This window comes from Streptomyces sp. NPDC089919, assembly GCF_040684615.1.
In the GTDB taxonomy this organism is placed as follows: domain Bacteria; phylum Actinomycetota; class Actinomycetes; order Streptomycetales; family Streptomycetaceae; genus Streptomyces.
In genome coordinates this window covers 1-23904 of the sequence record NZ_JBFBGK010000020.1, presented here as the reverse complement: position 1 = coordinate 23904, position 23904 = coordinate 1, and the positions used below count along the sequence as shown (strand labels likewise).

General features: G+C 74.6%; 18 protein-coding genes and 1 pseudogene. 7 read left to right on the top strand and 12 right to left on the bottom strand.

The genetic code is table 11. The features are described 5' to 3' along the window. Window positions 1–469: 469 nt before the first annotated feature. Together AB0O40_RS11525 and tdh are read right to left on the bottom strand one after the other, a co-directional pair. Window positions 470–1669: a glycine C-acetyltransferase gene (locus tag AB0O40_RS11525; RefSeq protein WP_365038488.1), complete on the bottom strand. Its 1200-nt coding sequence runs from the start codon at window positions 1667–1669 to the stop codon at window positions 470–472. A gap of 161 nt (window positions 1670–1830) precedes the next feature. Continuing rightward, window positions 1831–2865: an L-threonine 3-dehydrogenase gene (gene tdh, locus AB0O40_RS11520; RefSeq protein WP_365038485.1), complete on the bottom strand. Its 1035-nt coding sequence runs from the start codon at window positions 2863–2865 to the stop codon at window positions 1831–1833. A gap of 153 nt (window positions 2866–3018) precedes the next feature. Here tdh and AB0O40_RS11515 point away from each other — a divergent pair, with 153 nt between their 5' ends. After that, window positions 3019–3963 carry an alpha/beta hydrolase gene (locus AB0O40_RS11515; protein ID WP_365038482.1) on the top strand — a complete coding sequence of 315 codons (945 nt, stop codon included), beginning with the start codon at window positions 3019–3021 and terminating at the stop codon, window positions 3961–3963. A 49-nt stretch (window positions 3964–4012) separates the two neighbouring features. On the opposite strand, the gene AB0O40_RS11510 is transcribed toward AB0O40_RS11515, so the two are convergent. From AB0O40_RS11510 to AB0O40_RS11500, 3 genes are read right to left on the bottom strand one after another with little or no spacing between them, the layout of a single operon-like run. Further along, window positions 4013–4312, bottom strand: a complete 300-nt coding sequence (locus AB0O40_RS11510) for a FeoC-like transcriptional regulator (protein ID WP_365038479.1) — start codon at window positions 4310–4312, stop codon at window positions 4013–4015. Further along, a complete protein-coding gene (gene feoB, locus AB0O40_RS11505) occupies window positions 4309–6567 on the bottom strand; it encodes a ferrous iron transport protein B (RefSeq protein WP_365038476.1) in 2259 nt (752 codons plus the stop codon). The genes AB0O40_RS11510 and feoB overlap by 4 nt, the downstream gene beginning before the upstream one ends. Next, window positions 6564–6791: a FeoA family protein gene (locus AB0O40_RS11500; protein WP_365038473.1), complete on the bottom strand. Its 228-nt coding sequence runs from the start codon at window positions 6789–6791 to the stop codon at window positions 6564–6566. Before AB0O40_RS11500 ends, feoB begins: the two co-directional genes overlap by 4 nt. Window positions 6792–7089: 298 nt before the next feature. Between AB0O40_RS11500 and AB0O40_RS11495 the strand changes: the two genes are divergently transcribed. Then, window positions 7090–8085, top strand: coding sequence for a hypothetical protein (locus AB0O40_RS11495; protein WP_365038470.1), 996 nt, complete (start codon window positions 7090–7092; stop codon window positions 8083–8085). Here the strand turns inward: AB0O40_RS11495 and AB0O40_RS11490 are convergent. Together AB0O40_RS11490 and AB0O40_RS11485 are read right to left on the bottom strand one after the other, a co-directional pair. Beyond that, window positions 8054–9688, bottom strand: coding sequence for an acyl-CoA dehydrogenase family protein (locus AB0O40_RS11490; protein ID WP_365038467.1), 1635 nt, complete (start codon window positions 9686–9688; stop codon window positions 8054–8056). The two genes, AB0O40_RS11495 and AB0O40_RS11490, sit on opposite strands and share 32 nt — an antisense overlap. Then, the gene (locus AB0O40_RS11485) at window positions 9672–10286 is read right to left on the bottom strand and encodes a TetR/AcrR family transcriptional regulator (protein WP_365038464.1); all 615 of its coding nucleotides are present in this window, start codon (window positions 10284–10286) and stop codon (window positions 9672–9674) included. The genes AB0O40_RS11490 and AB0O40_RS11485 overlap by 17 nt, the downstream gene beginning before the upstream one ends. 232 nt (window positions 10287–10518) lie before the next feature. On the opposite strand from AB0O40_RS11485, the gene AB0O40_RS11480 reads away from it, so the two are divergent. Next, window positions 10519–12162, top strand: a complete 1644-nt coding sequence (locus AB0O40_RS11480) for a phospholipase (protein ID WP_365038461.1) — start codon at window positions 10519–10521, stop codon at window positions 12160–12162. A gap of 146 nt (window positions 12163–12308) precedes the next feature. After that, complete coding sequence (locus AB0O40_RS11475; protein WP_365038459.1) at window positions 12309–12758, top strand: GNAT family N-acetyltransferase; 450 nt, start codon at window positions 12309–12311, stop codon at window positions 12756–12758. Between the two features lie 12 nt (window positions 12759–12770). Here the strand turns inward: AB0O40_RS11475 and AB0O40_RS11470 are convergent, their stop codons facing one another. After that, complete coding sequence (locus tag AB0O40_RS11470; RefSeq protein ID WP_365038456.1) at window positions 12771–13574, bottom strand: polysaccharide deacetylase family protein; 804 nt, start codon at window positions 13572–13574, stop codon at window positions 12771–12773. Window positions 13575–13698: 124 nt separating this feature from the next. Next, a complete protein-coding gene (locus AB0O40_RS11465) occupies window positions 13699–14931 on the bottom strand; it encodes a histidine kinase (RefSeq protein WP_365038453.1) in 1233 nt (410 codons plus the stop codon). 258 nt (window positions 14932–15189) lie between these two features. Between AB0O40_RS11465 and AB0O40_RS11460 the strand changes: the two genes are divergently transcribed. Then, the gene (locus AB0O40_RS11460; RefSeq protein WP_365038450.1) at window positions 15190–16425 is read left to right on the top strand and encodes a histidine kinase; all 1236 of its coding nucleotides are present in this window, start codon (window positions 15190–15192) and stop codon (window positions 16423–16425) included. Here the strand turns inward: AB0O40_RS11460 and AB0O40_RS11455 are convergent. Further along, complete coding sequence (locus tag AB0O40_RS11455; protein WP_365038447.1) at window positions 16412–18385, bottom strand: glycosyltransferase; 1974 nt, start codon at window positions 18383–18385, stop codon at window positions 16412–16414. The two genes, AB0O40_RS11460 and AB0O40_RS11455, sit on opposite strands and share 14 nt — an antisense overlap. A gap of 80 nt (window positions 18386–18465) precedes the next feature. Next, window positions 18466–19914 (bottom strand): GDSL-type esterase/lipase family protein, encoded by a 1449-nt coding sequence (locus tag AB0O40_RS11450; RefSeq protein WP_365038444.1) that lies wholly within the window; start codon window positions 19912–19914, stop codon window positions 18466–18468. A 310-nt stretch (window positions 19915–20224) separates the two neighbouring features. Between AB0O40_RS11450 and AB0O40_RS11445 the strand changes: the two genes are divergently transcribed. Continuing rightward, on the top strand, window positions 20225–22156 hold the full coding sequence (locus tag AB0O40_RS11445) for a hypothetical protein (protein ID WP_365038441.1): 1932 nt from the start codon (window positions 20225–20227) through the stop codon (window positions 22154–22156). Here AB0O40_RS11445 and AB0O40_RS11440 read toward each other — a convergent pair. Beyond that, window positions 22093–22788: a response regulator transcription factor gene (locus tag AB0O40_RS11440; protein WP_365038438.1), complete on the bottom strand. Its 696-nt coding sequence runs from the start codon at window positions 22786–22788 to the stop codon at window positions 22093–22095. The two genes, AB0O40_RS11445 and AB0O40_RS11440, sit on opposite strands and share 64 nt — an antisense overlap. A gap of 281 nt (window positions 22789–23069) precedes the next feature. Here AB0O40_RS11440 and AB0O40_RS11435 point away from each other — a divergent pair. After that, window positions 23070–23904, top strand: a pseudogene (locus AB0O40_RS11435) (hypothetical protein); the annotation flags it as partial.

Genomic DNA, 23904 nt, shown 5'->3' with positions numbered 1-23904 from the left:
CGGCGCTGCCTCGGCCCTCCAGCCGCGCGGTGATTGAGCGCACCGGCGCGCAGCGGCGGTACGGGGCCCGGGGCGGAGTCCCGCCCACCCAGCCCGCGCGGCGTTTGAGCGCACCGGCGCGGAACGGCGGTACGGGGGGTCCGGGGGCGGAGCCCACCGGTTTCGGGAAGGGGCGGGGTGGGGCCGGCTCCGCGCAGCGGCCCGGGGCTCCGCCCCGCAACCCCGCGCCTCAATCGCCGGCGAGGCTGGATTCGCCGGGGCCCGGCCGAACCGGCGCAAAGCGCGGACCGGGCCCAGGTTTCGGAGCCCCGCCCCGGACCCGCGCCTCAAACTCCCCCAGCTACCGCTGGGAGGTACCCCCAGCGAGGCTGGACTGCCGGGCCCCGGATGGGCGCAGCCCGCGGCGGGGCTGTGGTGGGCCGCGGCGCGGGCTGCGTGGAGGGGGCCGCCGGGGAACGGCGGGGTGGCGTCAGGCCGAAAGGGCGGTGCGGGCGTCGATGAAGGCGGTGACGGCGCGCTCGACGTCGGCCGTGGAGTGGGCCGCGGAGAGCTGGACGCGGATCCGCGCCGCCCCCATCGGAACGACCGGGTACGAGAAGCCGATGACGTAGACGCCGCGCTCCAGCAGGAGCTCGGCCATCCGGCCGGCCTCGGCCGCGTCCCCGATCATGACCGGGGCGATCGCGTGGTCGCCGGGCAGGATCTCGAAGCCCGCCTCGGTCATCTTCGTGCGGAACAGCGCCGTGTTGGCCGCCAGCCGCTCCCGCAGGTCGCCCGCCGACTCCAGCAGGTCCAGGACCTTCAGGGAGGCGGCCGCGATCACGGGCGCCAGCGAGTTGGAGAAGAGGTACGGGCGCGACCGCTGGCGCAGCAGCTCCACGATCTCCGAGCGGGCCGCGACGTAGCCGCCGGAGGCGCCGCCGAGGGCCTTGCCGAGGGTGCCGGTGATGATGTCGACCCGGTCCATGACGCCGTGCAGCTCCGGGGTGCCGCGGCCGCCGGGGCCGACGAAGCCGACCGCGTGCGAGTCGTCGACCATCACCATGGCGTCGTACCGGTCGGCCAGGTCGCAGATCTCCTGGAGCGGGGCGACGTAGCCGTCCATGGAGAAGACGCCGTCGGTGACGATCAGCTTGCGCCGGGCGCCGCCCTCGACCGCGGCCTTGAGCTGGGCCTCGAGGTCGGCCATGTCGCGGTTGGCGTAGCGGAAGCGGCGGGCCTTGGACAGCCGGATGCCGTCGATGATCGAGGCGTGGTTGAGGGCGTCGGAGATCACCGCGTCCTCGGCGCCGAGCAGGGTCTCGAAGACGCCGCCGTTGGCGTCGAAGCAGGAGGAGTAGAGGATCGTGTCCTCCTGTCCGAGGAAGGCCGAGAGGCGGGCCTCAAGCTCCTTGTGGACCTCCTGGGTGCCGCAGATGAAGCGGACCGAGGCCATGCCGTAGCCCCAGCGGTCCAGGGCTTCCTTGGCGGCCGTGACGACCTCGGGGTGGTCGGCCAGGCCGAGGTAGTTGTTGGCGCAGAAGTTCAGGACCTCGCCCGGCGCGCCGCCGGCGGTGACGGCGACCGCGGCGTTCTGCGGGGTGCCGATGACCCGCTCGGGCTTGTGCAGACCCGCCTCGCGGATCTCGTCGAGGGTGGTGCGGAGGTCGTCGCGGACGTTCTCGAACATGGTGTGCTCACGGCTCCTTGTGCGGCGGCGGAGGTCGGAAGGAGGGGGGCCGGGCCCCGCGGGAGGGGGGAGGGTCGGGCGGGGCCCGGCCAGGGGGAGATGGTCTGGGTGGGGCCGGTGCGTCGTACGCCGACGTCACCGGGCCCCGGACGGACGGCGCCTCAGGAGGTGGCGGTCCAGTCGAGGATGATCTTGCCGCTGCGGGCCGTGGCCGCCTCGTCGAAGGCCGCTTCGAAGTCCGTGAAGGCGTACTTGCCGGTGATCACGGGGCTGAGGTCCAGGCCGCCCTCGAGGAGGACCGTCATGGCGTACCAGGTCTCGAACATCTCCCGGCCGTAGATGCCCTTGATGGTGATCATCGAGGTCACGATCTTGGCCCAGTCGACCGGGAACTCCTGGGCCGGCAGGCCCAGCATGGCGATGCGGCCGCCGTGCGTCATGTTGTCGATCATGTCGCGCATGGCCTCGCCGCGGCCGGACATCTCCAGGCCGATGTCGAAGCCCTCGCGCAGCCCGAGCTGACGCTGGGCGTCGGCGATGGAGGACTCGGCGACGTTGACCGCGAGGGTGGCGCCGGCCTTCCGCGCGATTTCCAGCCGTTCCGGGCTGACGTCGGTGATGACCACGTTGCGGGCGCCGGCGTGCTTGGCCACGGCGGCGGCCATGATGCCGATCGGACCCGCGCCGGTGATCAGGACGTCCTCGCCGACCAGCGGGAAGGAGAGCGCGGTGTGCACCGCGTTGCCGAACGGGTCGAAGATCGCGGCCACGTCGAGGTCGACGGGCGTGCGGTGCACCCACACGTTGGCGGCGGGCAGGGTGACGTACTCGGCGAAGGCGCCGTCGCGGCCCACGCCCAGGCCGATGGTGGAACGGCACAGGTGGCGGCGGCCGGCCAGGCAGTTGCGGCACTTGCCGCACACCAGGTGGCCCTCGCCGCTGACCAGGTCGCCGACCGTGATGTCCGCCACGTCCTTGCCCACCGCGGCGACCTCGCCGACGAACTCGTGGCCCAGGATCAGCGGGGTGCGGACGGCGCCCTGCGCCCAGCCGTCCCAGCTGCGGATGTGCAGGTCGGTGCCGCAGATGCCGGTGCGCAGCACCTTGATGAGCACGTCGCCGGCGCCGTACTCGGGCTCGGGCACGTCCATGAGCCAGAGTCCGGGCTCGGCCTGGTGCTTGACGAGTGCCTTCATGGGTGCGGCTCCATGCATGCGTGCGGGCGCGCGACCCGGAAGGACCGCGCGGTGATCGGTAACGGTCACCAATCTGCCGATGAGGAAGGTTTCAGTCCATCGAGGATTTCTTAAACGGGTCGACAGCAGAACTTCACGCCTATGCTCCGGTACGTGACATTGCCCGGGGTGGTGGGGGAAGTGATGGGCGTGCCGAGCCTGCGGAGCCGCGCACTGAGCGCTGCGCTGATCGCGTCGGGGCGCCGCAGGCGCTGGGCGAGTGCGGCGGCCGTGCACGCGGAGGTGGCGGCCGGCAGCCGGCGCCCCGCGTCGCACCTGCCGCCGCGGAGCCTGGCGCGGGTGGCCGCGCTGTCGCGGACGATCGTCGGCGCCTGGCCCGTGTACGACGTCTCGCCCCGGGTGGGCGAGCCGGCGGCGCGGGTGCTGTACCTGCACGGCGGCGGGTTCATCCACGAGCTGGTGCGCCCGCACTGGTCGCTGATCCGGACGCTGGTGACGGGGGCCGGGGCGCGCTGCGTGGTGCCCGCCTACACGCTGGCGCCGCGCGGCACCGCCGACCGTACGGTCCCGGTGGCCGCGGACCTGCTCAGCGGGCTGATCGCGGGCGGCGGACCGGGCGGCACGGTCCTGGTCGGCGACTCGGCGGGCGCGGGCCTGGCACTGGCGGCCGCGCAGCGGCTGCGGGACCGCACCGGGGCGTCCCCCTCGCGGATCGTGCTGATCTCGCCGTGGCTGGACATGTCGATGACCCATCCGGACCAGGCGGCGATCGAGCCGCACGACCCGATGCTGGCCCGGGCGGGCCTGCGGGAGGCGGGCCGGCTGTACGCCGGGACGCTGGAACCGGCCGACCCGCGGGTGAGCCCGCTGTACGGCGAGCTGGCCGGGCTGCCGCCGGTGACGGTCTTCACCGGCACCCGGGACGTCCTGGGCACCGACGCGCGGGAGCTGCTGGCCCGGGCCCGGGCGGCCGGCGTGGAGGTCGACTTCCACGAGGCGCCGGGCCAGGCGCACAACTACCCGCTGCTGCCGGTCCCGGAGGGCCGGGCGGCCCGCGACCGGCTGGTGGAGCTGGTCCGCACGGCACCGGAGTGCTGACCGCCGGGCACGGCCGGGGCTGATCTCCGGTCCCGGCGGGCGGGTTCTGCTACGCCGGCCCGGCGCCGGACGCCCCGCCCGCCTCCCGGCCTACCGGGCTGAACGCGACCACGACGGGGGCCGCCGGGGCGGTGGGGCAGCCGGTGCAGGACCGGGCGGCGAAGAAGCAGCCCGCGCAGTCCGGGGTACCGATCTCGGTGCGGCGCAGCCGGCCCTTGCGGACCCAGTACGCGGCCAGGTCGGCGGCCTCCTCGCGGCCCACGCCCAGCCGGCCGGCGACCGCGTCGAGGCCTTCGCCGGGAGCGGCCTCGCGGAAGGCGGCCAGGGCGCGCCGCAGCAGGTCGCTCACCAGAACACCTTCACCGTCTGGAAGACCACCACGGCCAGCGCCCAGGCCGCGGCGAGCTGGATGCCGAGGCCGGTCAGGGTGAGCCGGGTGCCGATCGCGGCCCGCTGCGCGGCGACCGTGGCCATGCAGGGCGTGTAGGCGAGGACGAAGACGAGGAAGGCCAGCGCGGCGGCCTGCGGGTGCCCGCCCGAGGAGGCGTCGAAGGTGGCCCGCAGCCGGTCGGCGAGGTCCGGACCGCCGCCGGTGTCCGCCGCGGCGGTGCCGTCGGCGTCCGTGGCGTACGTCTGGGCCAGCGTGGAGACCACGCCCTCCTTGGCGACGAGTCCGGTGGCCAGGGCAGCCGTGGCGTGCCAGTCGCCGAAGCCGGCGGGTGCCGCGACGGGGGTGACGGCCCGGGCGAGGGTGCCGAAGACGCTGTGTTCCGCGTCGGTCCGGCCGAAGCTCCCGGCGCCCGCGCCCATCGGGACGGCCATCAGGAGCCAGACCGCCGCCGCGGTGGCCACGATGATGCCGCCCGCGGTGCGCAGGAACGCACCGAGCCGCAGCCGCACCTGGGTGGCGGTCACCCGGGGCGCGGGCAGCCGGTAGGGCGGCAGTTCCAGGACCAGCGGTTCGTCGGTCATGTCCCGGAAGAGCAGCGGCCGCAGCAGCAGTCCCATGCCGACGACGAGGAGGACGGAGAGCAGGTAGAGGAAGAAGACCACCGTGCCGGCCGAGGAGCCGAAGAACACCCCCGCGATCATCATGTAGACGGCGAGCCGGGCGGTGCAGCTGGTGTACGGGATCAGCATGCCGACCAGCAGCCGGTGGCGGCGGTCGCGCAGGATGCGGGTGCCGGCGAAGGCGGGGACGTTGCAGCCGAATCCGACGACCAGCGGCAGGAAGGCGCGGCCGGGCAGCCGCAGGGTGCGCATCAGCCGGTCGGCCAGGAAGGCGGCCCGGGCGATGTAGCCGGAGTCCTCGAGCAGGGCCAGCAGGACGAACATGATGGCCATCAGCGGGACGAAGGTGAGGAGTTGGCCCACCCCGCCGATCACGCCGTCGACCAGCAGGCCGCCGAGCCAGCCGGGGGCGTGCACGGCGTCCAGGAAGCGGTGGGCGCCGTCGCTCACCGGGCCCTCAACCAGGGCGCCCAGGCCGTCCTGGAGGGGTTTGGCGAGGGTGGTGGTGGCCTGGAACAGGGCCCACATCACGGCGAGGAAGAACGGGATCCCGAAGCGGCGGGAGAGCAGCAGCCGGTCCACCCGGTCGGTCCGGGTGGACCGGTCCGGCCCGGGCGCCGGCGCGGCCCGGCCGGCCACCCGGCGGGCCCAGGCGTAGCGGGCCTCGGCGACCAGGAGTTCGGCGTCGGCGTCCGCCGCCGGGTCCGCGAGGCGGTCCGCGGCCCGGGCGGCCGAGGCGGCCAGCCCTTCGCCGACCGGCCCGGGCGGCGCCGCCTCCCCGCAGAGCAGGCTCGCGGCCAGCCAGCGGGCCGGGAGGCCGGGCGCCGCCGCCCGGCATTCCCGTACCAGCGCGTCGAGTTCGCCCGCCACGGCCGATCCGGCGTACCAGGGCGCCTCGGGCGGTGCGCCGACGGACGTACGGGGTACCGCGCCAGCCTCCGGACGGCCGCCGGTCGCGGGCCCGTCGGCGGCGGGCGGGGGCGCGGCGGGGACGGACCCGGGGCGGGCCGGGCGGCCCCCGGGCCCGCCCGCCGCCAGCGCGGCCGTGACGGCCGCGGCGAGCCGGTCCAGGCCGCGACCGGAGCGGCCGGCGACGGCCACCACCGGCAGCCCCAGGGCCGCCTCGTACGCGGCCGGGTCGGGGCGGGTGCCACGGCGGGCCGCGGCGTCGGCCATGGTCAGGGCGACGACCACGGGCAGGCCGGTGTCGAGCACCTGGGAGAGGAGGGCCAGGCCGCGGGCCGGGTTGGCGGCGTCGAGGGCGTGGACGACCACGGCGGGCGGCGCACCGGCCCGCCCGGTGAGCACGTCCCGGACCAGTTCCTCGTCCGGCGAGTCGGCCAACAGGCTGTAGGAGCCCGGGAGATCGGCCAGCAGCAGGGCGGGCGCGTCCGGACCGGCGGCCGGCCAGGGCCCGGTGGCCGCCTCGACGGTCTTGCCCGGCCAGTTCCCGACCCGCTGGTGGGCCCCGGTCAGAGCGTTGAAGAGGGTGGACTTGCCGACGTTCGGGTGGCCCACCAGGGCGACCAGCGGCCCCGGGGCGACCGGGGCCCCCGGGCCGCGCGGGGCGGGGGCGGTGTGGCAGGCGCTCACCGCGTGCACCGGAGCCGGGCCGCCGTCCGGGAGTCCAGGGCGATCCGGGCCTCTCCGACCCCGACGAGGAGACCGCCGGTGGCGCCCCGGGCGATGACGGTGACCTCGGCCCCCGGTACGAAACCGAACTCGAGGAGTCTGCGGCGGCCCTCGGCGGGCCGGCCGGGGGCGATGCCGGTGAGCCGGACGGTGGTTCCGGGTCGGCGGTCGAGGAGGGAGGGCACCGGCGCACCTTCTTCGGGGAGTTCGGTCGGAAGCGACTGGTTAGGTAAACCTAACTCCGCACTCCGGTCCGGAGGCCGGGGTGAAGGTCCCCGATCCGGCGGGACCTTCGGCGACGGGCCGGGGACCTTGGCTCTCCCCTCCCGCCGACGGGACCCGATCCAGTCCGCTGATCATCCCTTCCGATCATTGGGCCGAAGACGCGGTCCGCACGGCCCGGCGGCGTGTCCGCGCGGGGGCGCCGCACCGGCCGGGGGCATGGTCGTCAGGTCCAGCCCCCGGCGGTCGAAAGGTGCCCCGATGCCCGCTCCGCAGGCCCCCGCTCCGCACCGCACCCCGCGTACCGCCCGGGCGGGTGCGGTCCGGCGCCGTCTGGCGGCCGCCCTCTCCGTCGCCGTGGCCGCCACCGCCCTCGCGGCCGGTACCGGTCCGGCCGCGGCCGCCCCACGGCAGGCCCGGCACTGCGTCTCCCCGGACGGCACCGACCTCAACGCCCTCTACGGGGTCACCGAACGCATCGTCGGCCCGCCGGGCTGCGCGGAGGCGGTGGCCGGGGAGCGCTGGGTGCGGGCCCTGCCGAGCTGGACCACGGCCCCGGCCGGCGCCGCGTACCGCTACCCGGCGGGCTACGCCCCGGACCTGGCGGCCCCGATGGACGACTTCGCCGCCAAGTTCGTGAGCGCCACCTACGTCACGGACCTCGGCACCCGGCAGGAGCGATCGCGGACCGTCGGCCGGGAGGTGCTGCGGACCGCTTCCACCGGCCCGGACGGCCTCCCGTACGCGTCGCTGGTCTCGCCGCCGCTGGACCCGCTGGCGGCCGGGCCGCACACCACGACCGTGCTGCTGACCATGAGCGCGGAGCACTGCGACGGCCTGGCCCCAGACCCGGCGGCCAACTGCCTGCCCGAGGGCACCTTCCCGTACACCCTGGACACCCCGGTCACCGTGGTCCCGCGGGACGCCCCCGGCCCCCAGAAGACCACCGGCGGCCCGGCACCGGCCACCCACCCGAGGCCGACCACCCACCCGAAGCCGGCCGGCCGCCCGAAGACGACCGGTCGCCCCGGGACGACGGGCCACCCCAAGGGCGGCCACGGACCGAAGACGGGCCCCCGGAAGACGGGCGCGCACCAGCCGGGCACGCACAAGCCCGGCACTCACAAGCCGGGCGGCCACAAGCACGCCGTGCAGAAGGCAGGGGTGCACAAGACAGCGACCCACCAGGCCGGTTCGCACCGGCCCGGCGGCCGCAAGTCCGCCGTCAGACCGGCTCGGTCCGCGCGCGGTCGATGAGGGCGGTGGTGTCCGTTCCGGCGGGCAGGGTGCCGAAGGCGCCGCCGTGGTCCCCGCCGAGCCGGGTGGCGCAGAAGGCGTCCGCCACCGCCGCCGGGGCGTACCGCTGGAGCAGCGAGGCGCCCAGGACCAAGGCCATCGTCTCGGTGATGCGACGGGCCCGGAACTCCGCCTCCGCGGGGTCGGCGAGCTCCTTGCGCAGGCCCGCGACGGCGGCGTCCAGGTGCCGGTCGGCGCCGACGGCGCGCTCCACCTCGGCGAAGAAGGCCTCGACGGCCTCCGGGGCCCGGCCCATGGCGCGGAGGGTGTCGAGGGCGGCGACGTTCCCCGAGCCCTCCCAGATGGAGGAGAGCGGGGCCTCGCGGTAGAGGCGGGGCATGCCGGAGTCCTCGATGTAGCCGTTGCCGCCGAAGCATTCGAGGGCTTCCGCGGCGTGCATCGGGGCCCGCTTGCAGACCCAGTACTTGGTGACGGCCAGGCCCAGGCGCCGGAACAGGGCCTCCCCCGCGTCGCCGGCCACCGCCCGGTCGGTGGCGCCGGCCAGCCGCATCGCGACGGCGGTGGCCGCCTCGGACTCGAGGGCCAGGTCGGCGAGGACGTTGCGCATCAGCGGCTGGTCGGCGAGCGCCTTGCCGAAGGCCCGGCGGTGGGTGGTGTGGTGGACCGCCCTGACCAGGCCGAGCCGCATGCCGGAGGCACCGCCGAGCACGCAGTCGAGGCGGGTCATGTTGACCATCTCGATGATGGTGGCCACGCCCCGGCCCTCGGGGCCGACCAGCCAGCCGTGCGCCTGCTCGTACTCCAGCTCGGCGGAGGCGTTGGAGCGGTTGCCGAGCTTGTCCTTCAGGCGCATCAGGCGCAGGGAGTTGCGGGTGCCGTCGGGCAGGACCCGGGGCAGCAGGAAGCAGGAGAGGCCGCCGGGCGCCTGGGCCAGGGTGAGGAAGACGTCCGACATGGGCGCGGAGGTGAACCACTTGTGGCCGGTGAGCCGGTAGGTGCCGTCACCGGCCGGGACGGCGGTGGTGGTGTTGGCGCGGACGTCCGAGCCGCCCTGCTTCTCGGTCATCGACATGCCCGCGATCAGGCCGCGCTTGCCCTCCGGCGCGCGCAGCCCGAAGTCGTACGTGCGCGAGGCCAGCAGCGGCTCGAACCGCTCGGCGAGCTCCGGCGTGGTCCGCAGGGCGGGTACGGCGGCGTAGGTCATGGAGACCGGGCAGGAGTGGCCGGCCTCGACCTGGCCCCACACGTAGAACTTGGCGGCGCGGGCGACGTGGGCACCGGGCCGGGCCTCCTGCCAGGGCGCGGCGTGCAGCCCGTGCCCGACGGCGACGTCCATGAGCTCGTGCCAGTAAGGGTGGAACTCCACCTCGTCGATGCGGTGGCCGTAGCGGTCGTGGGTGTGCAGGACGGGGCCGTTCTCGTTGGCCACCCGGCCCCAGTCCGCGGCGCGTTCGGATCCGGCGAGGGTGCCGAGCTCGTGGAGTTCGGCGGCGGCCCAGCCGGCGCCCTCGCGCTCCAGCCCGTCGAGGAGGGCCGGGTCGGCGGCGACGTCGTGCCCGATGTGCGGCGGTACCTGGTTGGTGACCTCATGCGTCTGCGACAACGTGTCCTCCGAGGGCGCGCTGGGTGAAGGTGATCAGTGCGGGTACCACGTCCGCCGGTGCGGCGTCGCCGTCGGCCAGCGGCCCGACGAGGGCTTCGGCGACGGCGCCGACCAGGGCGGCCGCGGTCAGTTCGGGTGCCTGGGGCGGGAGTTCACCGGCCGCCACGCCGTCGGCGATCAGTCCGGCGAAGACGTCGCGGAAGGCGCGCCGGAAGACCAGTCGCTCGGTGTCGACGGCGGGGTCGACGGGCTCGGCGAGCAGGGCGAAGGCCCGCCGGGGGGCCTGCAGGGCCCGCACGGCGAAGGTCTCGACCGCCGCGGCGGTCCGCGCCGCCGCGCCGCCCGGCCCGGCCGCGGCCCCGGTGACGGCCTCGACCTCCCGCGCCACCAGCGTCCGGAACACGGCCGCCGCCAGCTCGGACTTCCCGGCGAAGGACTGGTACACGCTCCCGGTGGAGATCCCGGCCGCGGCGGCGATCGCGGCCACGGAACAGCCGGCGTAACCCTCCCGCGAGAGCAGCCCGACGGCCGCCTCCAGGACGGTCTCGCGGCGGGCGTCCAGGCGGGCTTGGACGGCGGGGGGACGGCGGTAGGGCATGGAAGGATTGAAGCACCGATTCATTGCTTCAATCCAGCCCTTGAGCCGAACCGCTCCCACGGCCCCATGACCCTCGGTGACATCCAGGTGACGAGCGGCCCGACGGACCGTCACCAGCACATGGCCGAAAGGTGACAGAGCACCCTTACGGGCTGGTAACTTCCTGCGAGTTGATCTTCACGGTCGCGCTGCGTGCGCGATCTCGCCACCCCCCTCATGCAAGGAAGTCCCCTTGGTCGCCCACCGGCTCCGCCGTTCCACCACCCGCTTCACCCGGGCCTCGGTCCCCGCGCTCACCCTCGCCGCCGCGCTCGCGCTGCCGGCCCCCGCCGCCCACGCCGCCGATGCGGCGCCCGCCCCGCACCTCGACGCCGTCGAGCAGGCGCTGCGTGCGGTCTCGCCGGGGCTGGAGGGCCGGATCTGGGAGCGCACCGCCGGCAACCGGCTCGACTCCTCCGTCCCGGACGGCGCCGACTGGCTGCTCCAGACGCCCGGTTGCTGGGGCGACCCGGCCTGCACGGACCGCCCGGGCACCCGGCGGCTGCTGGCCAAGATGACGGAGAACGTCTCCAAGGCCACCCGCACCGTCGACATATCCACGCTCGCGCCCTTCCCCAACGGCGCGTTCCAGGACGCCATCGTGGCCGGTCTGAAGGCCTCGGTCGCGGCCGGCAACAAGCCGGTGGTGCGCGTCCTGGTCGGCGCCGCCCCGGTCTACCACCTCAACGTGGTGCCCTCGAAGTACCGTGACGAGCTGGTCGCCAAGCTGGGCCCGGCCGCCGCGAGCGTCACGCTGAACGTCGCCTCGATGACCACGTCCAAGACGGCCTTCTCCTGGAACCACTCCAAGCTCCTGGTGGTGGACGGCCGTTCGGTCGTCACCGGCGGGATCAACGACTGGAAGGACGACTACCTCGACACCGCGCACCCGGTGGCGGACGTCGACCTGGCGCTGACCGGCCCGGCGGCCGGCTCCGCGACCCGCTACCTGGACAGCCTCTGGGCCTGGACCTGCCAGAACAAGAACAACATCGCCAGCGTGTGGTTCGCCTCCTCCAACGGCGCCGGCTGCCTGCCGACCCTGGCGGACAAGGGCGACACCAAGGCCGCCGCCCAGGACGGTGCGCCCGGCGAGGACGTCCCGGTGATCGCCGTCGGCGGCCTCGGCGTGGGCATCCAGGACTCCGACCCGGCCTCCCGCTTCTCGCCGGTGCTGCCCACCGCCTCCGACACCAAGTGCGTGGTCGGGCTGCACGACAACACCAACGCCGACCGCGACTACGACACGGTCAACCCCGAGGAGAGCGCCCTGCGCGCCCTGGTCGCCAGCGCCTCGCGGCACGTGGAGATCTCGCAGCAGGACCTCAACGCCACCTGCCCGCCGCTGCCCCGCTACGACATCCGCCTGTACGACACCCTCGCGGCGAAGCTGGCCGAGGGCGTCAAGGTGCGCATCGTGGTGAGCGACCCGGCCAACCGCGGCGCGGTCGGCAGCGGCGGCTACTCGCAGATCAAGTCCCTCGCCGAGATCAGCGACACCCTGCGGGCCCGCCTGGCGCTGCGCACCGGCGACCAGGGCAGCGCCCGCACCGCCATGTGCAGCAACCTCCAGCTGGCGACCTTCCGCAGCTCCGCAGCGCCGCAGTGGGCCGACGGCCACCCGTACGCCCAGCACCACAAGCTGGTCTCGGTGGACGACGCCGCCTTCTACATCGGTTCGAAGAACCTGTACCCGTCGTGGCTGCAGGACTTCGGGTACGTGGTCGAGAGCCCCCGGGCCGCCGCCCAGCTCGGCTCCGACCTGCTCGCGCCGCAGTGGCAGTACTCCAAGGCGACCGCGACGTACGACTACGAGCGCGGCGTCTGCCAGGGCTGACGGCCCGGCGACCGGCCCCGGCGGTTGTCACCTGTCCACGGTGGCGGCCCCGGGGCCGGCGTTTCGACACCGGGGCGCCGTGCGCGCACCGGACGGCACCCGGCATGATCGACTCCGTTCCGACCCGTCACCGCCAGGAGTCCCCCATGACCGAGCTGACCGTACGCGCCGCCCGTCCCGCGGACTTCCCGCAGTGGCGGGCCCTGTACCAGGGGTACGCGGACTTCTACCGCACCGCGCAGAGCGAGGAGGCGGCCGCGCTGGTGTGGTCGTGGATCAACGACCCGGACCACGAGGTGAAGGCCCTGGTCGTCGAGGACGCCGAGGGGACGCTGGTCGGGCTGGCCCACTACCGGCCGTTCGCCCGGCCGCTGTCCGCGTCCGTGGGCTGCTGGCTGGACGACCTCTTCGTCGCCCCGGAGCGGCGCGGTACCGGCGCGGTGGACCTGCTCCTCGGCGCGCTCAAGGAGCTGGCGGCCGAGCGCGGCTGGAGCGTGGTCCGCTGGATCACCGCGGACGACAACCACCGGGCGCGGGGCAAGTACGACCAGGTCGCGAGCCGGACGATGTGGGTGACGTACGACATGACGCCTTGAGGGCGCCGGCGCTCACGGCCGGTAGACCGCGCCCGGCTTCGGACCGGCCGGGGCCAGCAGCTGTGAGACGGTCACGAAGGTGAAGCCCCGCTCCCGCAGCACCTTGATGATCTCGGGCACGGCCGGGATGGTCCCCGCGTACCGCTCGTGGAGCAGCACGATGCCGTCCCGCTTCGTGCCGTCGAGGATCCGCTTGGTGATCAGCGCGGTGTCGGTGGTCTGGTAGTCCTTGGCCGTCACGCTCCACAGCACCTGGGCCAGCCCCAGTTCACGCAGGGTCTTGGAGACCTTGTCGTCGGTGGCGCCCTGCGGCGGGCGCATCAGGTTCGGGGTGCGGCCGGTGAGCCTCTTGACGTCCTCCTGGACGGGGCGTATCTCCTCGCGTATCTCCGCCGCGCTGAGGTCCGTCAGCTTCGCGTGCGACCAGGTGTGGTTGGCTATCTCGTGGCCCTCGGCGGCCATCCGGCGGACCGTGTCGGGGTAGGTGTCGGTGTGGCCCTTGCCCTGGAGGAAGAACGTCGCGTGCACCTTCTCCCGCTCCAGCAGGTCCAGCAGTCGCGGGGTGGGCTCGCTCGGCCCGCCGTCGAAGGTCAGCGCCACGCACCGGGCGGTGCGGCAGTCCACCGGCGTGACCGGCCCGGCCTTCCCGGCGCCGTCGGCCAGCCGCGCCGTCGCCGGCGCCTCGACCCCGGTCAGACGGGCGCAACCGCCGAGCGCGAGGGCCGCGGCGGCGGCTGCGAACAGCGCCGCCGCTGCCCTGCGCGGCGGCCTGCGCCGGGAGGTGGCGGACGTCTGTACGGCGAGCGAATCGATCATGACCCCACGCTATGCAGACCCCCCACCCTCCCGCCTCGGCCAGAAGTAGCCAATCTCCCGCCCCCGCCACTACCCGATGACCGATGCCCGCCTCCGCCTATCGGCAGAGGTGGCGGTGCCTCGGTCAGGCCGGGGCGTTCGAGGCGGGCGGGGTCGGGCGATCGCGGTGCGGCAGGGAGGCGGTCAGGAGGAAGCCGCCGGACGGTGCCGGGCCCGCTTCCAGGAGGCCGCCCGCGGCGGCGAAGTCGCGGCGCAGGCCCGTCAGGCCGAGGCCGCCGGTGTCCCGCACGACGCGGGCGCCGTGCCGCGGGCCGTTCTCGACTTCGAGGCGGAGCGATCCGTCGGAGGTCCGAAGCCGTATGTCGGTCCGGGCGCCGGGGGCGTGCTTGGCGGCGTTGGTGAGCCCTTCGCGGGCCGCTCGCTGCAGGAGCAGGGCGTCGTCGGCCGGGACGTCGCCGGGCCGGCCGTCTGCCCAGTAGTGCAGCGTCATGCCGGTGACGGCCATGTTGTGGCACAGGCTCCGCAGGAAGCGGTCGAGGTCGAAGGTCCGGGCGTGTGCCGTGGGTTCGGTGAGGGTTTCCAGCACGGCACGCACCTCGGTCATGGCGTCACGGGCGGACTCCTCGAGCAACCGGGCCCGCTCGGCGAGTTCTTCGTCCCCGGCCCGCTGGCGCAGGGCGGCGGCGTGGAGGACGAGGACGGTCATCTTGTGGCCGAGGACGTCGTGGGTGTGCTGGGCGAAGCGGGTGCGTTCCTCGATGACGGCGAGGTCCGCGGCCTGCTCGACCTCGTCCCGGGCCCGGTCCACACGGGCTTGCAGGAGTGCGGTCACGGCCCGGTACCGCCGCACGGCCTCGCCGAACAGCGCCGGCAGGAGGAGCGTGACCAGCAGGACGTTGGCGAGGTTGCGGTCGGCGCACCAGGTGGGCAGTGCCACCCCCCGGATCAGGACGTAGCACAGGGCCATGCCGGCCACCCAGGCCCACCGGGCCCGGCCTCCGAAGGCGGTGACGGCCGCCGCGGCGGCCACCAGCGGCGGCCGTCCGTCGGCGACGAGCAGGAAGGCCGTCGCCGCGGCGGCGGGCACCAGGGGGTGGCGCCGGTAGAGGAGCAGGGTGGCCGAGGTCAGCCAGCCGAGCACGACGACGACGGCGTGGTCGTCCACGAGCCCGGTGTCGAACTCGGGCGGCACGAGGGTGCAGAGCACACCCCAGATCAGGAAGAGGGCACAGCCCACCACCGGCTCGGCGTTGCCCGCCAGGGCGCGCCGCAGCCGGCCGGGACGGGCCGTCGTGTCCACCGCGCCCTCGCGCGGCTCGGCCGTCCGGCCGGTCCGCCGGCCCGCTCGCTTCGTCATCCGGCTCAGGATGCGGTACCGGGCCCCCGCTCCCGGTACGACCGGGTGTGCCGAACGGGTTCCGTTGCACAGCGGCCCCGCCCCGGCCGGCGCCCCACCGCGTCCCCCGGCGCCTCGCCCTCCACCGGTCGGAGCATGCCGTCGTCCTTCGGCCCGCCACCCGTCACCCTTCGGCCCAACGATCGACCTTCGGACGACCACGCGGCCCACGCGTGCCGGAAACCTGGAGAGACCGCCAGCTCTCCGGAAGGTCGCGCGTTGCCGATTCGCCCCCAGCCCTGCCGCTCCACGACGGGCCGCCTCCGCGCGGCCTTCGCCGGCCGGTGGCGCGCGGCGCCGTGCCTGCGCGGGGTGCTCGTCACCGCGCTCGGCACCACGGCCGCGCTGATCGGCGTCCTCGTCTCGCACCCGGACGGGCTCGCGCCCTCGCTGCCCAGCGCCCTGCTCGTCGCGGTCCTCTGCTCGCTGCCGCTGCTCGGGCACCGGAGGATGCCGGAACTCAGCCTCACCGGGAGCGTGCTGGCCACCCTCTCGACGGACAACGCCATGCCCATGGTGTTCGGCGCCTGGGCGGTGACCCGGTACGGCGGGGGCCGTCGCTGGTGGTGGCTGTGCGGCGGCGCCGCCGGTTACGTGGTGACCAACCCGCTGGTCGAGGCGGACCCCTGGAACATGGCGCTCCTCCAGCACGTGGCCGCGTGCGTGATCGCCCCCGGCCTGCTGGGCGACCGCCTGCGCCGGCAGGCGGCCCTGATCGAGGACGTGCGCGACCAGTTCCGCCGGGCCCGGGCCACCATCGACCGGGCCGTCGCCTACGCGGTCGTCGAGGAGCGGACGAAGCTTGCCTTCGACATGCACGACGGTGTCGGCCACCACATGGCGGTGGTCACCCTCCAGGCGGCGGCGATCCGCGCCCGTGCCGACCGCCCCGAGGACGTGCGCCGGGCCGCCGCCGCGGTGGAGGAATCCGGCCGGGCCGCCATGCGGGAGCTCCGGGACGTCCTCGACGTCCTGCGCCGCGACATCGACGTGGACGATCCGGTCCCGCCCACTCACCTGGCCGGGCGGGGCTACGACGGTTTCCTGCGCACGCTGGTGCGCACCATGCGCTCCATGGGCCTGGACGTCGAGCACTCGGTCACGGGTACCGGCGGGCTGCTGCCCGCGTCGGTGCAGTCCGCTCTCTACCGTGTCGGGCGCGAGGCCATCACCAACGCGATCAAGCACGCTCCCGGCGCGCCGGTCCGGCTCCGCCTCGAGCACCGCCCCGCTCACGTCGACCTGATCGTCGAGAACGGACCGCCCCGTGGTGAGCGCCCCCGGTGGGAGAGCTGCGGCATCGGCCTGGTGGGCCTGCGCACGCGAGTGGAGGCAGCGGGCGGCAGGCTGACCGCCGGCCCCACCGGTCAGGGCGGATTCGTCCTGCACGCCCGGCTGCCCCTGCCCGCCGGGGCCGGATCACCCGCCGCGGCCGAGCCGGTCACGCGAGAGTGACGGCGTTCATGGAGAGTTCGCTGTCCACCGTGAAGAACGGCCGGATCCGGACCGGTCCCCGCCTGCTGCGCTTGAGGACCACGGGCGCGTAGTCGTGGACGGTCTTCTTGTCCGGGTAGTCGCCGAGGAAGCGGCCGATGCGCACGGGTGCCGCGTCGGGAGCCGTGACCAGGTGGAGGTCCCAGACGTCGTGCTCGGTCATGCGGCGACGGGCCAACTGCTGGACGGGGACGGTGAAGTGGAAGCCGCCGCCGGGGATCGCCTCGACCGGCAGCGTGCAGTCGAGTTCCCGGTGCCGGCGGCCCCGCAGGAGGACTTCTCCTCGCGGGGAGAGTTCGTCGCCCCACAGCCTGCCGAGCACGGTGAACCCGTCCTCCCCGTACCGCACGATGCGGTCGGCTTCCGCGTGGACCGGTCGTACCCAGCTGCGTACGGCGAGCCGGCCCGCCGCGTCCACCACCGGCACCAGGGCGTGGAAGGCCTCCCGGGTCCCCTCCGGGCCGTCGATCCGGACCAGGTGGCGGTTGTCGTACCGGCCGCCGGTCAGGCGCCGCCGTACGGATGAGGGCTGCTCGCCCGAGGCCGTGTAGAGGTCCCAGCGTCCCTCCGGGAGTACGGATGCCTGGTGCTTGAGGAGGGCCGTGCGCCACTGGGGGGACGACCGGCGCACGCCCGGGACCAGCGCGAAGTGCGCCTCGCTGCCGTCCGAGGCGTTGCGGCCCACGAGCCACAGGCTCTCCGTAGTCTCCGACGTGACGTGGACGGCCACGTCGCCGTTCTCGCCTACGTCCCAGTCGGCCGTGCCGGGCAGGGCCCTGCGGCCGGCCAGGGTCGCGCCGAGGGCTTCGTACTCCTCCGCGGCGGCGTGCGGGGAGTAGGTGAACGCGTTCAGGCGGGCTGCGGCGCCCATGTGGCGGCGGCTGACGGGGTCCTCGACGAGGGCCCGCAGGGCCGCGGTGAGGGCGTCCGGGTCGTCGACGGGCACCAGGAATCCGTCCTCGCCGTGGGTGATGATCTCCCGCGGGCCGAAGTCGCAGTCCGTGCTCACCACGGGCAGACCCGCGGACATGGCCTCGATGATGTTCATGGGAAGGCATTCGGATGCCGACGCCGACACGGCGATGTCGGCTTTGGCCCATTCGCTGTCCATGTGGTCCGAGGCGCCCATCAGCAGCACCCGGTCGTGCAGGTCGAGCTCGCCGACGAGGGCGTTCAGGGCGGCCCGCTCGGGGCCGCGGCCGTAGATCCGCAGCCGCCACCGCGGGTGCAGGGCCGCGAGCGGGGCGAAGGCGCGGATCAGGACGTCGTACCGCTTGCCCTTGTCGAGCCGGCCCGCCGCGACGACGGTCCGGCCCCTCCCGTCGGACGGCGGACCGGGCAGCGGGGGGACGCAGTTGGGGATGGAGGTGACGTGCGCCCCCGAGCCCTCGAAGAGCCGGCCGAGGTTGGCCGCGTCCTCGGAGCTCACCGACACCACCGCGTCGAGACCGGCGGCGGCGTCCAGGAGCGCGGCGCGCTGGCCGGCGCCGAGGGAGGCGCTGTTCTGGTGGATCTGGGCGACCTTGAGGAAGGAGCCCTCCATCCGGCCCAGGCAGACCGCGATGCCGGGGTGGCACGAGATGACCATGTCGGCGTCGGTGGCCGCCAGGTACCGGGCGAGCCGGACCTCGACCAGGCGGCTGTTGTCCTTGGCCCGCATCCCGTCGTTCGTGGGGAATACCTGGACGGGAGCGTGCAGCAGGGGGTTCTCGGCGTCGGACGTCGGGGACGTGGGACGCAGGTCCACGAGGTCGACGGAGGTCACCGCGTCGGGCAGTGGGAACGCGGGGTACTGACGGTCCCGCAGCAGGGAGACCACCTCCACCTGGTGGCGTTCGTCCAGGGCGGCCGCCAGGTTCACGGTGCTCTTGATGACGCCGCCGATGGCGTAGCGGTTGTGGATCAGGAAGACGATCTTCAAGGGGCTCTTCGCTTGTCGTGTGGTGTCGTGCTCGTGCCGCTCTCGGGCCGCGAGGGGATGACGGGGAAGTCCGGAGGCGGTCAGTCGAGGATGTTGCTCGCTCCGGCGGGTTTGTGACGTCCGATGTGCAGGCAGGGGCGGTCGGTGGCGCAGCCCTGCCAGTCCCCTTGCCGGTGGAGCCAGTTGCCCGGGGGGACGGCGAGGACCTCGAACGGCAGGTGGGCGGGGCGGGAGGTTCCGCCGTCCGCCACCGCGGTGAACGTGATCGTGTGCCGGCCCGGTTGCCAGTCGTGCGGCAGCCGGAAGCGCCAGGAGCCGTCCGTGAGTTCCGCCTGTCCCAGCCACCGCCCGGCGCCCTGCACGGCCACGGACCGGACGCCGGGCGCAACGGTGCCCTTGAAGACGGGACCCGGTCCGTTGAGCGAGCCGGCCTGGGGAGCACTGACCTCGGGGGCGGGGACGCGCGCGACCACCTCGAACCGCAACGGGGCGGGCGCCGAGCGGCCTCGTGGTGACACGGCCACGACGCTGACTTCGTGGTGGCCTTCTTCCCAGGTCACGGTCCGGCGCCATTGCCATCTGCCCGTGGCGCCCACGCCGGCGACGCCCAGGAAGGCGTCGCCCTGGGTCAGGAGGACGTGACCGGTCCCGGGCTCGGCCGTCCCGGTGAACCGCTGGGTGGGGTGGCCCGACCCGCCGCCACGAGGGGTCAGCACCACCGGCGGCGGCAGGCGGACCGGCGGGACCGGGTCGCGCGACGGCCGGCCCTCCGGCGCCGCTAGCGGCCGCGCCATGGGCTCCGGGAACGGGCGCTGGCTGACGTCGGCGGCGCGGGAGACCAGTCCGAGCTCGTACAGGCCGTCCACGGCGAGCCGGGCCACGGCACGCGCTCCCTGCCGGTTGAGGTGCAGGGTGTCGATGATGCCGTCGGGGTGGTCCTCGCAGTACCCGGCGTCGAACCAGCGGTAGTAGCCGCGGGCCCGCTCCGGCCCGCAGCCCGCCAGCAGGCCGGTGGTCAGGACTTCCAGGTCGAGCAGGGCGACGCCGCGGTCCGCCGCGACCCGCCTGGTGTGTTCCGAGTAGCCGCCGACCGGCTGCCGGACGGCACCGTCGGGGTCGAACAGGTGCCGTGCGACCTGGGTGGCGAGCACGGGTGTGAGGTCCCGGTCGCGCAGTACGTCGACGTACAGGTTCAGGTAGGCGCGGAACTCCCGCGGCGTGCGGTAGAGGTCGGGCCGTGCCATGGCCTGTTCGCAGACCCCGAATCCGATCAGGAAGATGTCACCCGGGGCCGAGGCCTCCAGGACGGCGGGCAGCCGGTTGCGGAAGTACCAGTGCGTGGTGCAGCTGTCGCTGGCGGTGTTGACCACCTCGACTCCCTCGCCCACGAGTTCACCCAGGTGCTGGCCCCACCCGGACAGCACCTCGTTGCCCGCGCGGCGGCCGGCCGCGACGGAGTCGGCGGCGATCACCAGCCTCCGACGGCGCGCGGCGTACCGGCCGGGAGTGACTCTCCTCAGGATGCTCACGTGCTTCTCTCCCTCCGGGTGGCGTCCTGTTCGACCCCTCGATCCTTGGGCCCGCGCGCTGCGGCGCGCCTCCTCGGAGGTTGATCGGGGCGCGTCGAAGGATGGTGGTCGGGTGGCCGGGTGGCGGGCCGCCGGCCCGCGCGGTCCACCGGGCCGCAGCCGTCAACCTTTGTGTGTTTTGGTCCCCTTTTGCCGGGGCGCTCCGGATGGCGGCCTGCCTAGCGTGGCCGGTGGTTCCGGCCCGACCGCACGGCGTTGCGGTGCCCGTCCGGCCGGACCGTCGCCCCTGTGCCCGTCCACGGAAACCATGATGATCACCTCGCTCCTCACCTCCTTCCTGCGCGGCGGGTCCCTGGCCCAACGCGCCGCGGCCGTCACTCTGCTCGCCGGTCCTCCCGCCCTGCTGGCGGCAGCCCTCGCGGCGCGACCGGTCGGATTCGGCTGCGCCCTGGTCCTGGTGTGCCTCGCCGAACGGTTCCTCGAACAGGTCCGCGGGCGGCAGCTGGCGGTGCTGCGCAAGGCGCGCCTGGGCCTGGGCGTCCGGGCCCTGCTGCGGCATCTGCTGGCCGTCCTGCTGGCGGTCAGGGCGGGCTGCCCCACCTCGGTGGTGGTGTCCGCGGCCACCTTGTCCGCCGCGCTGCCCGCCGCGCAGTCGGCCCACGAGGTCATGGCCCGGGTCCTGCGGGAGCGGGCCAGGACGCCGGTCGTGGTGCGCGACGGGGAGGACCGGGTCCCGGATCCGGGAGCGGACCTCGGCGGGGCCTGCCGCCGGATCGACCGCGCCGGCCTCCCGGCCCTGGCCGGACTCACACTGGCCGCCTCGACCGGCACGGCCCTGCCCGCGTACGCCGGTATCGCCCTGAGCGCGCTCGAGGCGGCGTTGTGCCTGGCGAGGACGGCACGGCGGGTCGCCCGCAGCTCGCCCGCCTGTCGCACGACGGCCATGGAGGACACGAACCGGTGGCTCGCCGCACGGGCGCCGACCGTGGTGCTGTACTTCTCCGGTTCGAAGCGGTCCGGGTACCAGGTGGACATGTGGCTGCGCGCGGTCGAACGACTGGACGAGCCGGCCGTGGTCCTGCTGCGCGAGCGGGCGGTCCTCGAGCGACTGGCCCCGACCTCGCTGCCGGTGCTGTGCGTGCCCGCCGCGGTGGACGTGATGGCCCTGGACCTGTCGTCCGTGCGCGTCGGGCTGTACGTGTCCAACGTGGGCAGGAACATCCACCTGTTGCGGGTCCCGACGCTCAAGCACGCCTTCGTCGGGCACGGCGACAGCGACAAGGCCGCCAGCTCCAACCCGTACGCCAAGGTCTACGACGAGGTGTGGGTGGCCGGGCCGGCCGGGCGCGAGCGCTACCGCAGCGCGGACGTCGGCGTCGAGGACCACCGTGTCGTGGAGATCGGCCGTCCCCAACTCGCCGGTGTCCGCTGCGACGCGCCGGGCGGGCCCGACGCCCTCACCACCGTCCTGTACGCCCCCACCTGGGAGGGCTGGGCCGACGGGCCCGGCGGCATCCCCCTCGTGGTCGCCGGGGAGGCCGTGGTGCGCCGCCTGCTGGCGATGGAGCCGCCGGTGCGGGTCCTCTACCGACCGCATCCGCTGACCGGGACGCGGTCGAAGCGGGCGGCGGAGGCGCACCGCAGGGTGGCGGCCCTGCTGGCGGCCTCGGACCCGGACACCGCGGAACCCGACCGGCGCTCCGCCCACCGGGTGGTGACCGGCCCGGACGCGCCCGACCTGTACGCGTGCTTCAACGAGGCGCACGCGCTGGTGTCCGACATCTCCAGCGTGGTCCCGGACTTCCTGGCGAGCGGCAAACCGTACGCGGTCGTGGACGTCACGGCCGGCGTCGACGCCACCACGTTCGCCGACGTCACCGCAGCCGACGCGGCACCTGCCGACACCTTGCGCGCGCGACACGTCACGGCCTCGGCCGGATACTCCGTACTGCCCGACGGCCGGGGCCTGGAGGAGCTTGTCGCCGCCGTCCGTGACCCGGGCGCCGACCGGCTGGCCGGAGCCCGTCGGCGGCTGCGCACACACCTCTTCGGCACGGCGGGCGGAGACCCCCAGGACCGGTTCGGGGCGGCCGTGCGGCGGCTGGCGGAGCAGGCGGAGCGGCGCAACCGCCGCCAAGAGGGCCGCCCGTCACCGGCCCCCGCCCCGGGCCCGGCCGGTCACGCCCCGTCGGACTGCACGCCGCTGCCCGGCCCGGACCACCGGACGAGCCCCACCTCGTAGGAGAGCAGCGCCGCCTGCGTGCGGTTGTCCAGGTCGAACCGGGCCAGCACCCGCGACACATAGGTCTTCACGCTGGTGACGGAGAGGTGGAGCTGGGCGGCGATCTGCTGGTTGGTCAGCCCCTCGCCCACGAGACTGAGGACGTTGCGTTCGCTGGCGCTGAGGGCGTCCAGCTTCTCCCGGACACCCGGGTGGTAGAACTGCGGGCCGGTGTGCCGCGCCTTGCCCAGCAGCTTGGCCATGATCGGGGCGGAGAGCGCGGTGCCTCCGGAGGCGACGGTGCGGACCGCCGCGGTGATCTCCTCGGCCGGGACGTCCTTGAGCACGAAGCCGGATGCCCCGGCGGCGAGGGCGCGCATCACGTGGTCGTCGGTGTCGAACGTGGTCAGCACCAGCACTCTCGGGGGCTCGGGGACCCGCAGCAGTTGCACGGTGGCGTCGACCCCGTCGACACGCGGCATGTGGAGGTCCATCAGGACCACGTCGGGCATGTGCTTGCGGGCCTCGCTGACGGCTTCCGCGCCGTCGTGCGCTTCGGCGACGACGGTGATGCCGCCGGCCGCCTCCAGCACCGCACGCAGACCGGACCGGATGAGCTCCTGGTCGTCCACGATCACCACACGAATCGACACCGTCGCCCCAACTCCTCGCCGGAAGTAGCCCGAATCACCTGAATCACCTGAATCACCCCGGACATTACCGGCATCGGCGGCGCATCCCGACACCCGCCGACCTCTGCAGCGACCGCCACCAAGATCGTCTTCTTCTGTCGGTGCGGGGTCATCGTTCAGCCGGGGGCGGCCGGGCTCCCGCGCTGTCAGGGTGATCGTCCGCACCCGCGCCCCCTCCGACGAAACGAGTCCCGAGTGCAGACCTCCCCACCCCACGCGGACCGCGCAGCGGGACGGATCCCGTGACCGTCACCAGCGCCCGCGGCCGGCGCGCCCTGCGGTGGAAGCGGCGCTTCAAGGTGCGCCGGCTGCGCGGGATGGCGGCCGCCGCCGCCCTCGCCGCCGGCTTCGGCCTCATGACCGCCGGTGCACTGACCGGCGCGGCAGTGCCGTTCACGGCCGCGGCGTTCCTCTCGTACGCCACCGATCTCTACCTGCACCGCACCGACCCGGCCCTGATGCGGTTGCTGGGGCAGCGGCGGGCCGGGGTCACGGTCCGGGTGACCGCCCGGCTCGCCCTGCTGGTCCCCCTGCTGATCGCCGTGCCGTACGCCTCTGCGGACCAGTGCCGGGCCGCGGTCCTGGGGGCGCTGTCGCTCGCCACCGGCATCGCCCTGTTCACGGCCCTGACCGCGGCGGTACGACGCCGGCGGCGGCTGCCCTTCGCCACCCGCAACATCGACCTCGCCCGCCTCAAGGTCTCGCGCACCCCTTCCCGGTGGCTCACCGGCTGGCCCGGGCAGCGTCTGCTCCACCACGAGGCCGTCATCTGGCTCGGACTGGCCGGGACCGTCGCGACCCGGCGCTTCGCATGGGTCGCCCTCGCCATGGCGGCCTCGGGCGGCGCCATGGCCGTCGCCCTCGTGCTCCTCGCCGTCACCCTGCGCCGGACCCGCCGCGGGACCCGGGCAGAACACTCCCTGCACAAGGTCAGCGCCTGGATCGGCCGCTACCGCCCCAGTGTCGTCCTGTACTTCAGCGGCTCACGCGACTCCGCCTACCAGCTCGACATGTGGCTCGAGCCTCTTGCGGCACTCCCGGACGCGCGCCCCCTGGTCCTGCTGCGCGAACGGCACC

What these genes read in the sequence shown, in the direction of transcription:
- AB0O40_RS11445 (WP_365038441.1), top strand. Translation starts at nt 20,225, where the DNA reads ATGATCACCTCGCTCCTCACCTCCTTCCTGCGCGGCGGGTCCCTGGCC.
- AB0O40_RS11475 (WP_365038459.1), top strand. Translation starts at nt 12,309, where the DNA reads ATGACCGAGCTGACCGTACGCGCCGCCCGTCCCGCGGACTTCCCGCAG.
- AB0O40_RS11465 (WP_365038453.1), bottom strand. Translation starts at nt 14,931, where the DNA reads ATGACGAAGCGAGCGGGCCGGCGGACCGGCCGGACGGCCGAGCCGCGC.
- AB0O40_RS11495 (WP_365038470.1), top strand. Translation starts at nt 7,090, where the DNA reads ATGCCCGCTCCGCAGGCCCCCGCTCCGCACCGCACCCCGCGTACCGCC.
- AB0O40_RS11525 (WP_365038488.1), bottom strand. Translation starts at nt 1,669, where the DNA reads ATGTTCGAGAACGTCCGCGACGACCTCCGCACCACCCTCGACGAGATC.
- AB0O40_RS11485 (WP_365038464.1), bottom strand. Translation starts at nt 10,286, where the DNA reads ATGCCCTACCGCCGTCCCCCCGCCGTCCAAGCCCGCCTGGACGCCCGC.
- tdh (WP_365038485.1), bottom strand. Translation starts at nt 2,865, where the DNA reads ATGAAGGCACTCGTCAAGCACCAGGCCGAGCCCGGACTCTGGCTCATG.
- AB0O40_RS11470 (WP_365038456.1), bottom strand. Translation starts at nt 13,574, where the DNA reads ATGATCGATTCGCTCGCCGTACAGACGTCCGCCACCTCCCGGCGCAGG.